The sequence below is a fragment of the Mesorhizobium sp. CA6 genome, from assembly GCF_020165035.1.
Classification (GTDB): Bacteria; Pseudomonadota; Alphaproteobacteria; order Rhizobiales; family Rhizobiaceae; genus Mesorhizobium.
Genome location: NZ_JAIUHI010000020.1, coordinates 39,280 through 53,630, shown reverse-complemented (window position 1 = coordinate 53,630; position 14,351 = coordinate 39,280). Strand labels below are relative to the sequence as shown.

The following is a 14,351-nucleotide window of genomic DNA, read 5'->3' as shown; positions in this document are numbered from 1 at the left end:
CCAATGCCGCATTTCTCGTTTGCCGGCCGATGGAGCGTTCTCGGAGCGACCTTTGCAATCACCCCTGCTCATGGTGCCTCAGCAGAACGCTCCGGAGGCGATCGCGCCGGCGCCGGTCTATCACGCGCCTGCGCCCGCGCCCGCCACGGTCGAGCTTGGCGATCTCGGCCGCATCCTGCTGCGCCGCCGCAAGCTGATCTTCGCCACCGTCGCGTTGCTCACTATCGCGACGCTGATCTACGCCTTCCTGACACCGGCGCTCTATTCCTCGACGGCGCAGATCATCATCGATCCGCAAGACCTCCAGGTCGTCACCAACGATGTCAATCCCAGCCGCATCTCGCCCGATGGCGGCATCACTCAGGTCGAAAGCCAAGTGAGTGTGGCGCAATCGAACGGCGTCCTGCTGCGCGCCATCAAGGCGACCAACCTGACCGAGAACCCGGACTTCAACGGGCAGGGCGGGCTCGGCGGCTGGCTGGGCATGTTCTTCGGCTCGGGCGACGGCGACAGGACAGCTGAAACGCTCGACGCGCTGCGCCGCCGCCTGGCGGTGAAGCGCGACGACAAGGTGCTGGTGCTCAACATCATCATCACGGCCAAGAGCGCCGACCTGGCGGCCGAACTCGCCAACGCCATCGCGCAGGCCTATCTCGACGACCAGGCCGAAGCGCGCTCGAAGGCCGCGGCCGACGCCTCCGACGCGATCAGCGCCCGGCTGGAAGACCAGCGCAAGCGCGTCGAGCAGGCTGCCAACGCCGTCGAGACCTACAAGGCCGAGCACAATATGGTAATGGCGGGCGGCAATCTGGTGAGCGACCAGGAACTGACCGATCTCAACACGCAACTGACCGCCGCCCAGACCCGCACGGCGCAGCTCAAGGCGCAGGTCGACCAGCTGCGCCGCCAGGGCAGCGCGCCGGATGCAACGTCGGAGGCGATGCGCTCGCCGGTCATCGCCAGTCTCAGGGCGCAAGAGGCGACGCTCGTCGATCAGATCTCGCAGTTCGGCACCGCGCTCGGGCCGCGCCACCCTTCGATGATCTCGGCGCAGCAGCAATTGAGCGACTTGCGCAAGCTGATTTCGCGCGAGCTTGGCCGCCTCGTCGCCGCCGCTGAGACGGATTATCAGCGCGCCCTGGCCAACCAGAAGGAACTGGAGGCCAAGGTGGCGTCGCTGAAGGGCAAGTCGCTCGACACCGACCAGGCATCGGTCAGGCTGCGCGAGCTGCAACGCGATCTCGATGCCGTGCGCACCGTCTACGCCAATTACCTGCAACGCGCCCAGGAAACGCGCGAGCAGACCAACGTCAACAGCACCAATGCCCGCATCATCTCTGAGGCGATGCCGGCGCTGAAGAAGAGCTGGCCGCCGAAGGGGCTGCTTATCTTCGGCGCCATCTTCGGCGGGCTGGCGCTGGGCATCGGCATGGCGCTGATCGCCGAATATCTGTCGCCGACCGTGCTGTCCGCCAATCAGATGCAGTCGGCTATCGAGGCGCCGGTGCTGGGCGTTCTGCCGGGCAGGGGGCGCCGCCGCTCCGGCGCTGCTGCCCAGAAGACCGACGCCGTGGCCGGGCTCGCGCTGCAGCGCATCGCCGCCGCCACCAGGCGCCCGCCGGACTGGCCGCTGGTACCATCCATCCTGGTGGCATCGCCGCCCGAGGATAAGGCTGAGCGGTCGAGGGTGGCATGGCAGCTCGCCAACGCGGCGGCGGCCAGGGGGCGCCGCGTGCTGTTCATCGACATGAATGCCGGCAAGGGCCAGAAGGACCCGCAGCCCGGCGTGCTCGACGTGCTGCGCGGCGAATACCCACTCGACGCGGTCAGCCGTTATGCGCCCGGCAGTTCCGTGGCGCTGGTCAGCCGGGGGCGGCCGACCGCGGTGTTCCAGGAAGCGCAGGCGCTCTATTTCGCCCATCGGATGTTGGCCGAGGCCAATCACAGCTTCGAGCTCGTCGTCATCGACGGCGGCGCGCTTGCCGACGACCTCAACGTCCTGCCGCTGGTCGCCATGGCCGACGAGATCGTACTCGTCGCCCGGCTGAATGCGACGCCGATGCGCGACGTCGCCGCGACCTCGGAAGCGGTATCCGTCATGGGGCGGCTGCCGACCGGCGCCATGCTGGTCGACGAGGCGGCCTGACATGGCCTCGATCCTGGCTGGTACCGCCCGGCCTGTTTCGGCTTCGGGCTATGGCATGGCGGGCCCGCGCACTGTCCCAGTCGACACGCTGACCCGTCTTGGCCTGACTATCGCGGTGCTGCTTCTGTTTTCCGTCTCCGGCGGCATGCTGTGGCTCGCCGGCTATAATTACGACGGCTTGCAAGGCAGTCCGCTGAGCAAGATCCACCCTTCCACCTATCTCTTCGTGCTCGTCTTCGTCTGGCGCTCCTGCATCTTCGGCAATCCGGTCGGCTATGTGATCCATGTCACGAACAGGCGGCCGGCCACGATGCTGATGGCGGTGATCTCGACCGTGCTTCTCTTCGTCGTCATCCTCAGGCAGCGCCCCGGCATGGCCGGCATGATCGACACTTTCGTCGCCCCGGCGCTGATCGTGCTGCTGCTGAGCGAGGATGACGAGAAAACCTTTGCCTGGCTGCAGGCGGTCATCCATGTCGTCATGACGGCGAACGCGCTGCTGGCGCTGTTCGAGTTCGGCACCAAACATCTGGTGTTCCCCTACAGGTTCGACGGCGCGGTGTTCGTCAACGATCTGCGCTCCACCGCGCTGCAGGGGCACCCGCTCTCCAATGCCACGGTCACCTCGATCTATGTGCTGTCGCTGCTATCCGGCTCGCGTTCCCTGTCGACGCCGCTCAGGCTGGCGCTTGTCGGCCTGCAGTTCTGCGCACTGGTCGCCTTCGGCGGCCGCTCGGGCATGGTGCTGACGATCCTGCTCGGCGGCGTTTATTTGCTGATCCAGGGCCTGGCGCAGCTCAGCACCGGACGTGTCAATCTCTTGGGCGCCGCGCTGGTGATCATGCTCGCCGCGCTGTTGCCGCTGGCCATCGCGCTTGCCGGCTATTATGGCTTCTTCGACGCGCTGCTCGAACGTTTCGTTTCCGACAGCGGCAGCGCCAACGCCCGCGTCGAGATGTTCGATCTCTTCAGGCATCTGGAATTGCGCGACCTGATCGTCGGGCCCGATGTCGACCTGCTCGACAGCATGCGCCGCATCACCGGCCTTGAGCAAGGCATCGAGAACCCGATCCTGCGCCTGACGCTCTACCAGGGGGCGTTCTTCACGCTTCTGATCTTCTTCGGCTTCGCGCTGTTCATGCACGAGGTCGCGCGCCGCTGCCATTCGGGCATCCGGCTGCCGATGCTGGGTTGGCTCATCCTGCTCAACACCTCCGAAAGCATCGCCTCCAAGACGACGCTGATGACCAAATTCGTGGTCATCGCGCTGGCGCTTTATCGACCGGCGAGGCCTGTTGCGCGTCAAAGGACGCAGGCGTAGGAACGCGGCGAGTCTCGCTACGCATTCGCCGCCAGATGGAAACCAAACCCTTAGCGCGGTTTGGTGATTCAGCAAGTCAAGCGCGCGGCATCCTCAGCCCGAGCGCCTCGACCATCGCGGGATCGAGCGCGCGCGTGGTGTCGTCCATCATGCCCATGCCGTCGAACAGGTCCCAGAATGCCCAGGGAAAGCCGAATGCCTCGGCGCTCTGCCGGACATCGCCGATGTAGCGGGCGCGGTCCGGGTTGGGCGCGGCTGTGTATCGTGCATCGGTTCGCAACGCGCCGAACTCGCCCATGATGATGCGCTCGCGCGCGATGCCATGGGTCTGCGCCCAGTCACTCACCTGCTTGAGGTAGCGGTCGATGAAGCGGCGGTCGGGCTGCGCATCGAAATAGACCTTTAGCACCTTCTCTGTCTCGGCATAGGCGGCCTTCTTGGCTTCGTCGGACCTCTCGGAATCCTGCGCCATCCTTGTCCTAACAGAGGCCAGCGTTCTTTCCAGCGTCCCGGCGGAGGCTGGCCACGGCACATTGTTCAGCGCCCGGTAGACCGGCTCGCGCATCCACGGCGCGCCTTGATGGCTGAACAGGTAGGGCTCGTAGAAGTGGAAGGTGAACAGGATCGGCTCGAAGGCCGCCAGCGGCGCCGGATCGAGCGCGGCGAGGCCCCGCACCATCGAGCCGCAGCCGCCGGTGGCGAGCAGCGGCAGGTTGCGCGCCGAGACCCGAGCCGCGCTCAGCAGAGCCGCCTGCACCTTGGGCCACAGCCCGGAGGAGCAGTCCTGCGGCGGCTCGTTGACCGGCTCCAGCGCTATCCTGCCGGGCGCCATATCGTCCAGCATGCCGGCCACTTCGCCGACAAAGACCTGGTAGCGCGCGAATTCCGGCGCCGCGGTGCTCGAATACATGCGGTCGGGATTCCAGTAATGCGTGGCGCCGTTGGCTTGTATATTGACGATGACGCCGAGATCGGCGCTGAGCGCTGCCTCGACCGCCGCGCTCAGCATTGCCATGAGGTCGGCGCGCTGGCCCGCGTCGGCGGCCAGGAACGGCCCCGGATCGACAGGCAGGCGGATGAAGTCGAGCCCGCTGGCGCGCAGGCGGGCAAGGTCGGCCGGCGTCGGCACCGGCCGCTGCGACTGGAAAGGCGGCCAGTCATAGTCGGTGCGGGGTGCAGGAAATTCGCGCGTCAGCGCAAACCAGGGCCAGGTATTGACGCCGCGCCTGAAAGGCCATGCCCCGGCGGCACGCGCTGGAGATGACAGTGGCGGAAGCGCGCTCGCCAGCGGCGCTATTGCCGCGACCAGCGCCGCGCCGAGGAGCCGGCGGCGCGACCAGCCGGTCATGCGTGCTTGGCGCGGTCGGCTTTCGCCGGCGCGGCGGTGGTGACGCCGAGTTGCCGCAGCGCTTCCTTCTCGTAGGCAATGAGCACGTCTTCCCAGCGGAAAGCCTCGCGGGCCCGCGTTCGCGCCGCCTTGCTGCAGCGCGCCACCAGCGCGTCGTCGGCCATCGCCTCGTCGATCCGCTGGCTCAGGCTGTCGGTATCACTGAAGTAAATCGCCGCCTCGCCGGCGACCCAGCGATTGTAGCGGTTATCATGCGCGATCACCATGTTGCCGGCGGCAAGCGCCTCGACCAGCGAGGGGTTGGTGCCGCCCACGGTGTGGCCGTGCATATAGGAGCGCGCGTGGTAGCGCAGCGCCTTCACTGTCGCCTGATCGTAGATCGCGCCGGGCATGATCACCGTGCTGCCTGCCGCCGCGCGCACGGCGCGGTGGTAGGGAATGTCGTCGTTGAGCGTGCCGAGCACCACCAGCTTCATGTCGCCGCGATCGCGGCTGCGGAAGGCTTCGATGATCGGCAGGATGTTGTTGTCGGGTTCGACCCGCGCGATCGAGATCAGGTATTTACCGGGTTCGAGCCCGAGCGCGCGAACGGGTTCTTCCGGCGCTGAGGTCACCGGGTCCGCGCCATAGGCGATCGTGGCGATGGCGCCACGCGGCCGCCTTGTTGCGAGATGGTCGGCAATTGCCGGGTGGTCGGCGATGAGCCGATGCGAGACCCAGGCGCCGATCCATTCGTTGAGCCAGAACCAACTGCGCGCCGCCGGGCCCCATTTCGGCCGCCGCCACTCGATGCCGTCCATATTGGTGAAGATCTTGCGCCGCATGAGCCTGAGCCAGGTCAGGAACACCGCGCCATTGTAGCCGAGCACCAGGCACACGCCCGGCCGCCTGGCGGCGTCGAGCACGCATTGCCAATCGAATTCCAGTGTCGCGCGGGGACCCTTGGAGGCGACCTCGATGGTGATGAGCTCGATGCCGCGCCAGGTCTCGCTCGTCACCCTTTGCCCTACGCGCTCGACCTCCTTCTGGCAGTAGACGCCGACCTTCCAGCCGCGTCCGGCCAGGAAAAGCGCCAGGCGCTCAGCGAAAGTCTCGAAGCCGCCGTGAGAAGCCGGAATGCCGCGCGTCCCCAGGATCAGGATCGAAGGCTTTTCGATCAGGGTGGAAGGTCGTTCCGGTTTCAAAATAAAGGAATCCCCAGGGTCCGGTCATAGTTGTTGTTACGGCAATGACACGCCCAGCAACTTCCGTGCCAGGGTACCCCAGGGCGAATATTCACATGAAGGTGTAAAATTTCTCTTCAAGCTACATGGCTTGCTTCATCATCGGTCAACTTTCGCGACGTATCTGTATCGATATGGGGCACGGCTGGGGGTTCCTGGGTCGCGGCCGGACATTCGAGACCCGGCATGATCCTTGCTCCCGGCCTGCAGTGGCCATCGCCGGGTAGAGCGGCGTGCGGATTTGGCATGAAGTTCCTTCCGCGCTTTGAAAGGTCCGGTGCTGAGCGGACTCGGGGTGCAAGGTGGAAAGATAGCAATGCGCATAGCCTGCGTTCATCAGGGCTACGAGCTCTATGGTTCGGACCGCAGCTTCGCGGAGAGCGTGGCTGCGCTGCGCGCCGCGTTTCCGGCCGCCGAGATCGAGGTCGTGCTGCCGCGCGAGGGACCGATTGTCGATATCCTCAAGCCGCATGCCAGCCGCATCGTGTTCGAGCCGCTCTGGGTGCTCAGGCGCCAGGCGATGCTCAAGCTCGCCACCGTCGAGATGGCGCGGTTGCCGACGGCGCTCTGGCGCGCCTGGCGGCGCATGCGGGGCAGCGACCTGACCTACATCAACACCTCGATCATCGCCGACTATGCGCTGGCCGCGCGTCTCCTGCCGCGCAAGGCGCTGCTGCACATCCATGAGATTCCCGAGGGCATCCTGCGCAAGGTGCTTGTCGCGCTGATGCGCTGGAGCAAGGCGGATCTCATCTTCAACTCGCGCGCAACGCGCGCCACCTTCGGCGATCCGCCGGCCCTCGATGCCAAGGGGCGGCGCACGCATGTCGTCTATAACGGCGTTGCCGGTCCCGTCGCGGCACTGCCGATGACTTATGACGGCAACCGGCCGCTCAAGGTCCTGCTGCTTGGCCGCGTCAACCGCATAAAGGGGCAGGAGGTGCTGCTCGAAGCCGTCGCCTCGCTCCCCGCCGAGTTGCGCGACCGTGTCGAGGTCCGCCTCGTCGGTGGCGCCTTCGAAAGCGTCGAGCGCGAGCAGGCGTTGGCCGAGTTGGTTGGGCGCATGGGCCTGACAGGGCATGTCGAGGTGCTGCCTTTCGTCTCCGACCCAACTAACCATTATCGCTGGGCCGACATCGTCGCGGTGCCATCGCGCCGCCCGGAATCGCTCGGCCGCGTGGCCATCGAGGCGATGGGCTGGGGACGGCCGCCGCTGGTCTCGGCGATCGGCGGACTGGTGGAAGTGGTGGCCGACGGCGAGACCGGCTGGCATGTGCCGCCGGGCGACGCGGCCGCCCTCGCCGGCAAGCTCGGCGAGATCATCCTGCGGCCGGATCTGTGGCGCGGCTTCGCCGCTGCCGGTCGCGCGCGCTACGAGGCGCTCTTCAGCGAGCCGATCGCCGCCGCCGCGATCATGGCGATCGTGGCCGACAAGCTGAAGGCGACGCCGCCGCGGCAGGGGCGGGCGCGTGTCGCCCGCGAGGCGGAGACGAGCCCGTGAAGTTCACCTTCCCGGCCCATCTGGTGCGGCGCCTCATGTTGATGATCGGCGGCGAGGCGATGCAGAGCGGTTTCCATTTCGCCCTGAACATCGCGCTGCTGCATCTTTTGTCGGCCGAAGGTTATGGGCTCTTCGCGCTGGCCATGGTGATGGGCGGCGTCGGCTTGTCCTATATCCGCTCGCTCACCGCCGTTCCCGCCACCATATGGATGAGCAAAAGCGCCAACAGCGCCGGCGTCGACGCCTACGACGTGACCTTCGGATCGGCGGCGCTTGTGGTGGCGCTGCTGATGGGATTGGGCACCGGGCTGCTGATGCGCCTCCTGGGCGACCCGAGCGGCATCGGCGCCGCCTGCTTCGTCGGGGCCTGGTCGCTGCGCAGCCATATGCGCACCGCCTTCTTCGCGCGCCGCATGCAGCTCGTCGTCTCCATCAGCGACGCCGCGTTCACGATCGCGGGCATAGTACTAGCAGGAGCGGCGATCTGGTTCTTCGCGGACGCGCTTCAGGTCACGTTCTACGCGCTTGCCGTGGCCAATGTGGTCGGCATCGCCGTGCTGGTGAGACTGGCGCGCCGCAGGCTGCGCATCTCCTTTCGTGCGCCGACCCTGCGGCGCTATGCAAAGCTCTGGCCGCAGCTTCGCTGGTCGGGGTTCAGCGCCACAACCACCAACATCCAGGGGCAATGCCTGGCCCTGCTGGTCGCGGGCATCGCCGGACCCGCGGCCTATGCGCCGCTGGCGGCGGTGCTGGTGCTGTTTGCGCCGCTGCGCATCTCCAGCCTTGCCTTCTCCAACATGACCCAGCCGGAACTCGCAAAGCTGGTGCGCAACAAGGAGTTCGACCGCGTGTGGACGCAGGCCAAGATCTGGGCGCTCGTCATGGGGCTCGGCAGCCTGGCCTATGGTTGCGGCATCCTGTTCATCTTGCCGATGATCAAATCCCAGGCGCTGCAGCATGCCTCGGTCGGGTTGATCGGGCTTTTCGCCATCGCCAACTTCGTGCCGATCATGGCCTATATCATGCCGCGCGTGGTCCTCGAGATCCTTGGCGATTTCCGCATCGTCGCCTTCATCACCATGGCCGGCGCGATTATCGGGCTGGCGACGATCGGGATTCTGTTGGCCGTCGCCCCGTCGACATGGTCGCTGGCCGGCGCCGCGGTCTCCGAGATCTTCGTGCTTGTGGCCTCATGGTATTTCGCTGCTCACCGTATGTGGAACTCCAAGCACCCGAACGAGCAGCGCCCCAGCGTGTTCGGCGCCTGGCGCCATGCGGCCACGCTGGCAGTCCAGAGACGATAGGAGAATGATGTGGCAAGCCAGGCAATGCCGATGGCCACGATGACGACCGGCTTGGCCGGCGATGAGGCCGCGGTGCACGCCGCCGGCGGCGCATATGTGGCGCAGCTGCACACCAGCCTCCAAGCGGTCAAGCCGCTCTGGCGGCGTCTCGAGACAGAGGGCGTGTGCACCGGCCACCAGCATTTCGCCTGGGCCGAAGGGATCGTCGAAGGGCTTGTGCCGCCAAAAGCCGATCTCGCCATCGTCGAGGTGAGGGACGCCGCCACGGGCGAGCCGAGGATGCTGGTGCCGTTGATGCGGCGCCGCGCATTCCAGCATTGGGTGATCGAGTGGCTGAGCTGCGGGGTGTGCGATTATTCCGCGCCATTGCTCGCCGACGCGACGCCCTGGACCAGGCAATCAGCCGAGGCCGCATGGGCGGCGGTGCTTTCCGTGCTGCCGCCGGCCGACCGCATCCACATCGTCGGTATCCCGAAACAGATCGGCGGCATCGCCAATCCCCTGGCGCTGCTTTCTCCGGCGCGCGATTCCATACATTCCCACTACGGCATCGCCATGGATGGCGATGCCGAAACCGTCGTCAAGCGCATCTGTCGCCCGTCCTTCGTCAAGGCGCTCAACAAGGACCTGCGCCGGCTCGATCGCAATGGCGGCCTGGCCCTGGTCGAGGCCGACACGCCAACCCTGGTGGATTCCACCTTCGACAAGCTGGTCGAGATGCGGCTTAGCCGTTTTCGCGAGCTCGGCCGCTTCGATCTGCTGGCGCAGCCGCCGGTCGTCGATTTCTACCGCAAGGCCGCGCATCGCGGCCTGACCGACGGGTCGGTGCGGATCTTTGGCCTGCGCGCTGGCGACGTGATGGTCGCGGTCCAATATCTGGCGGTCCATCTGGGCACCCTGCACGCGCTGCTGGTCGCGATCGACCAGGGTGCAGTTCCCAATGTCTCGCCGGGACTTTGCATCATGGGCGAGCTGATCAGATGGGGGCGCGGGCAGGGGTTCGACTATTTCGACCTGTCGGTCGGCAACCAGAGCTACAAGGAACATATGGGCGCGGTGAAGTCGGTTCTGGCCGAACTTTGCTACGGCATCACGCCGAAGGGCATGGCGGCGAGCGAGGCCATCAAATACCGTGGCTGGGGCGTGGCTTTCGTGCGCGCCAACCCGCGCCTGTTCAAGGTCGCGCAGGAGGCGATGCAGCGCTGGCGGCGGCTGCGTGCGGGGCGGTGAATGGGCCGCCTTCACCCGGCAAATTGACTCACATCCCGCTCTCCGCCATCCTTATGGGCAGCCGCTATCGGAGCGGCAGCGTGCTCGAGTGAGGCCATGGCCAGTCCCGTCGCCAGAGAAAAGTCCCGCCGCGCCGCGGTGAAGACCGCGCTTGAGCGCCATAAGGTCTATGTCACCGCGCAGCGCTTTTCCGGCGGCTCCTACAGCGCCCGCGTGCTGGTCGACGGCGAGGCCTACTGGGTCGACGAGTTCCGGCTTTCGCAACTGAGGCAAGGGCTTTCGCCCGCCGAGCTGGAACTGACGCCGGCTGTTGACGATTGATCCAAATCCCTTGCTTCGCATCGATGTAGAAAAATCCGAGATGCTGGCGGGACAGCACCCCCCTCTGTCCTGCCGGACATCTCCCCCTCAAGGGGGGAGATTGGCTGTCACGCCGGCTTTCGCCAATCGCCGACGGTGTAAGGGGAGCGCGAACGCGCAGTCTGCTAATCTCCCCCCTAGAGGGGGAGATGTCCGGCAGGACAGAGGGGGGCGCGAAGGAACGAGGCGGTTGCCACTGTCCGCTCTGCGCCTCGGCGTCTGACTCATGCCGGCCAATCTCAAACCCTACCGCGCCAAGCGCGAATTCTCCCGCACCCCCGAACCGGCAGGCACCCTGTCCGCCGGTGCCGGCAACCGCTTTGTCGTTCACAAGCACCACGCCACCGCCGACCATTACGATCTGCGCCTGGAAGTCGGCGGCGTGCTCAAAAGCTGGGCGGTGCCGCGCGGGCCCTCGCTCAATCCGGCCGACAAGCGCCTCGCCGTCGAGACCGAGGACCACCCGATCGAATATATCGATTTCGAGGGCGTCATCCCCGAGGGCGAATATGGCGGCGGGCCGATGATCGTTTGGGACACCGGTACCTGGGCGCCGATGGAGGATGTCGAGAAAAGCCTCAGGACCGGCGCGTTCAAGTTCCGGCTGGCCGGGCAAAAACTCAATGGCGGCTGGATGCTGACCCGGCTGAAGCCGAGGCCGGGCGAGGATGAGAACAAGAAGAACTGGCTGCTCTTCAAAGAGCGCGACCTCGCCTCCGATACAAAGCTCGACATTCTCGAGGCGCGCCCAGAAAGCGTGAAGACCGGCCGCCGCATCGAGGAACTGGCGGCGCCCCCGAGGAAGCGCGAGCGCCTGCCGCCGAAAGCCGGCTCGCTCAAACCGGGCGTGCTGCCCGGCGCAATTAGGGCTGAGCCACCCGCCCGCATCGAGCCGCAACTCGCCAGCCAGGTGCCTAAGCCGCCGGGCGGCACGAGCGTTGCCGAGGACACGGGCGAGCTCTGGTTGCATGAGATAAAGTTCGACGGCTACCGTACCATGGCACATGTCGTAGGCGGCGAGGTGCGGTTGATCACCCGCGGCGGCATCGACTGGACGAAACGCTATGGCGATCTGCCGCAGGCCTTTTCGCGGCTGCCGATCGGCCAAGCAATCATCGACGGCGAGATCATGGTGCTCGACGACAAGGGCATCTCGCGCTTTGCGCTGCTGCAGGACGCGCTGGCCGAGGGCGCCGGCTCCAAGTTGCATTTCTACGCCTTCGACCTGCTCCATCTCGACGGCTGGGATCTGCGCAAGGTGCCGCTGCAGAAGCGCAAAGCCCTGCTCGCCGAGCTGCTCGCCGGTCAGCCCGCCAATTCCGCCATCCAGTACAGCGATCATGTCGAGGGCGACGGCCAGGGCCTGTACGATCAGGCTTCGGACCTTGGGCTGGAAGGTGTCGTCTCCAAGCGCGCCGACGCCATCTACCAGAGCGGCCGCACCAAGAACTGGACCAAGGCCAAGGCGCAGAAGACGGATGATTTCGTCATCGCCGGTTATACCGTCTCCGACCAAGCGGAAGGGCTGGCGGCGCTCGGCATGGCTGAGTTCGAAAATGGTGAACTGCACTATCGCGGCAAGGTCGGCACCGGTTTCGACGCAGACATGGCGACGGACCTGCTCGCCCGTCTGGAGCGGCTGACCGCCGGCGCGACCCCGCCCGAAGGCGTGCCGCGTGAGATCATGCGCGAGATGCATTGGGTGAAGCCGCTGCTGTCGGCACGCGTCCGCTATTCGAACCGCACCGCCGATAATGCGATCCGGCACGGCGTCTTCCGCGGGTTGCGCGATATCGGTGGGCTGACCACGCCGGTGCCGGTCAAGCGCAAACGGCTGATCGCCGAATCCGACCTCGCCACCATCTGGGTCACCAATCCGGAGCGGCGGCTATTCGGTAGGACCGGGCCTACAAAACTCGACATCGCGGTGTATTACGCGCTGGTCGGCGACTTCATGCTGCCGCATATCATCGGCCGACCGGTGTCGCTGGTGCGCTGCCCGACCGGCAAGCCGCAGGACTGCTTCTTCCAGCGCCACGCCTTCACCGGCATGCCGCCTTCGGTTGCCGTGTTCGAGTCGATCAATTCGGAAGGCGAGACAAAAACCTATCTCTCGGTCGAGGACGCCAAGGGCTATCTGGCGCTGGCGCAATTCGGCGTGGTGGAATTCCACACCTGGGGCACGCACCGGTCAAAACTCGACAAGCCCGACCAGATCGTCTTCGACCTCGACCCGGGCGAGGGGATTTCCTGGCGCGAGGTGGTTGAAGCCGCGGTCCACATCAAGGCCGGGCTGGAGAGCCTGGGACTGGTCCCATTCGCCAAAACCTCGGGCGGCAAGGGCATCCACATCACCGTGCCGGTGACCCGAAAGCAGAACTGGAAGAAGCTGCACCAGGCTTCGAGCGCGATTTCGACTTTGCTGGCGGCAAGCGCGCCCGACACCTTCACCACCACGATGGGCAAGGAAAACCGCAAGAAGCGCATCTTCATCGACTTCCACCGCAACGCGCGCGGCCACACTTCAGCCGCCCCCTATTCGCTGCGCGCCCGCACCAATCTGCCGGCCTCGACGCCGGTGAGTTGGACCGACCTGGAGACGATCGACGCGCCGGAGGACCTGAATTACGCCTCGCTGCCGGGGCTGTTGGAGACATCCGGCGATCCCTGGGCGGAGATCGACGAGGCGGCGCGGGATTTGCCTGTGTTTGAGCGCTAGTTCCTCGCCCCAACATCGCGGGGGAGAGGAAAAGGGCGACGCCGTGTCCATCGACGCTTGCTACAATTTGAACTATTCTCCGCGCCAACCGCCCCAGAAAACACTTCGTCAGGAATTCGGCAGTACAATCAGGGGTCGGTGTAGGATTTCCACGGCGCTGATCGTCCTACGGACGAAGCGCTGCAAAGAGCATGGTCCTAAAAAGGCCGGAACCGGTTTTGGACAAGACCATGCTCCAACATAGTGTCAGTGCATGGCCGCGTAGGAGTTCATCATGGCGCCCAGGGCAAGTTGGAAAGGTTACCTCAAGCTCAGCCTCGTCAGCTGTCCGGTCCGGCTTTACCCGGCCACCAGCGCGAGCGAGCGCATTTCGTTCAATCAGCTGCACAAGAAGACGCACAACCGCATCAACATGAAACCGGTCGATCCCGAGCTTGGCCTTGTCGAGCGCTCGGACCTGGTGCGCGGCTACGAATATGAGGACAAGCAGTACATCATCATCGATGATGCCGACCTCGATGCGGTCCGGATCGAATCCAACCACACGATGAACATCGAGGCCTTCGTCGACGAGGACGAGGTCGACGTCATCTACCAGGACGCGCCCTATTATCTCGCGCCCGACGGCGCCATGGCGGAGGAAACCTTCGCGGTGCTGCGCGAGGCGATGCGCAAGTCCGGCAAGCTCGCGATTGCCCGCCTGGTGCTCTCCAGCCGCGAGCGCGTGGTGACGATCGGACCGCGCGAGAACGGCATGTTCGTCTGCACCTTGAGAAACCCCAACGAAGTGCGCGGCACGGCTGAATATTTCGGCAACATTCCGGCCGGCAAGCCGGATCCGGAAATGCTCGAGCTGGCCCAGGCGTTGATAAAGCAGAAGGAAACCCACTTCGATCCGAAGAACTACGAGGATCGCTACGAGGCGGCGCTGATGGCGATGATCCGCGAGAAGCTGAAGGGCCACAAGCCGATCATCGCGGCTGCGCCCGAGCGCGGCAATGTCATCAACCTGATGGATGCGCTGAAGGCGAGCCTGTCGCAGCAGGCGAAACCCCCGGCCAAGTCGAAGAGCAAGGCCGAGGAAGCGCCGGCGAAGCCGTCCAAGAAGGCGGCCGCGGGCGGTGCGCCTGAGAACCCGCTGAAGGCGAACCTGTTGAAGGCTGTCGGCAAGAGCAAGAAGTGACGGGAAATGCCGGGCC

General features: G+C 65.6%; 10 protein-coding genes. 8 read left to right on the top strand and 2 right to left on the bottom strand.

Translation table 11 applies throughout. The annotated features are described in order from the left end of the window. Nucleotides 1–52: 52 nt before the first annotated feature. Together LB526_RS25315 and LB526_RS25310 are read left to right on the top strand one after the other, a co-directional pair. On the top strand, nucleotides 53–2,146 hold the full coding sequence (locus LB526_RS25315) for a GumC family protein (protein ID WP_224630190.1): 2,094 nt from the start codon (nucleotides 53–55) through the stop codon (nucleotides 2,144–2,146). 1 nt (nucleotide 2,147) lies between these two features. Beyond that, nucleotides 2,148–3,467: a VpsF family polysaccharide biosynthesis protein gene (locus LB526_RS25310; RefSeq protein ID WP_224630189.1), complete on the top strand. Its 1,320-nt coding sequence runs from the start codon at nucleotides 2,148–2,150 to the stop codon at nucleotides 3,465–3,467. Nucleotides 3,468–3,543: 76 nt separating this feature from the next. On the opposite strand, the gene LB526_RS25305 is transcribed toward LB526_RS25310, so the two are convergent. Together LB526_RS25305 and LB526_RS25300 are read right to left on the bottom strand one after the other, a co-directional pair. Beyond that, the gene (locus LB526_RS25305; RefSeq protein WP_224630188.1) at nucleotides 3,544–4,815 is read right to left on the bottom strand and encodes a glycoside hydrolase family 5 protein; all 1,272 of its coding nucleotides are present in this window, start codon (nucleotides 4,813–4,815) and stop codon (nucleotides 3,544–3,546) included. Then, nucleotides 4,812–5,999, bottom strand: coding sequence for a DUF1972 domain-containing protein (locus LB526_RS25300; protein ID WP_224630187.1), 1,188 nt, complete (start codon nucleotides 5,997–5,999; stop codon nucleotides 4,812–4,814). The genes LB526_RS25305 and LB526_RS25300 overlap by 4 nt, the downstream gene beginning before the upstream one ends. A gap of 355 nt (nucleotides 6,000–6,354) precedes the next feature. On the opposite strand from LB526_RS25300, the gene LB526_RS25295 reads away from it, so the two are divergent. The 6 genes from LB526_RS25295 (at nucleotide 6,355) to LB526_RS25270 (ending at nucleotide 14,335) form a co-directional block, all read left to right on the top strand. After that, a complete protein-coding gene (locus LB526_RS25295) occupies nucleotides 6,355–7,539 on the top strand; it encodes a glycosyltransferase family 4 protein (protein ID WP_224630186.1) in 1,185 nt (394 codons plus the stop codon). Further along, on the top strand, nucleotides 7,536–8,843 hold the full coding sequence (locus LB526_RS25290) for a hypothetical protein (RefSeq protein ID WP_224630185.1): 1,308 nt from the start codon (nucleotides 7,536–7,538) through the stop codon (nucleotides 8,841–8,843). The genes LB526_RS25295 and LB526_RS25290 overlap by 4 nt, the downstream gene beginning before the upstream one ends. A gap of 9 nt (nucleotides 8,844–8,852) precedes the next feature. Further along, on the top strand, nucleotides 8,853–10,073 hold the full coding sequence (locus LB526_RS25285; protein ID WP_411968125.1) for a GNAT family N-acetyltransferase: 1,221 nt from the start codon (nucleotides 8,853–8,855) through the stop codon (nucleotides 10,071–10,073). A gap of 96 nt (nucleotides 10,074–10,169) precedes the next feature. Continuing rightward, entirely contained in the window at nucleotides 10,170–10,394 is a 225-nt protein-coding gene (locus LB526_RS25280; RefSeq protein ID WP_140544568.1) for a hypothetical protein, read from the top strand. A 265-nt stretch (nucleotides 10,395–10,659) separates the two neighbouring features. Next, on the top strand, nucleotides 10,660–13,152 hold the full coding sequence (gene ligD / locus LB526_RS25275) for a DNA ligase D (protein ID WP_224630184.1): 2,493 nt from the start codon (nucleotides 10,660–10,662) through the stop codon (nucleotides 13,150–13,152). A gap of 274 nt (nucleotides 13,153–13,426) precedes the next feature. After that, on the top strand, nucleotides 13,427–14,335 hold the full coding sequence (locus tag LB526_RS25270; protein WP_224630183.1) for a Ku protein: 909 nt from the start codon (nucleotides 13,427–13,429) through the stop codon (nucleotides 14,333–14,335). Nucleotides 14,336–14,351: the final 16 nt, after the last annotated feature.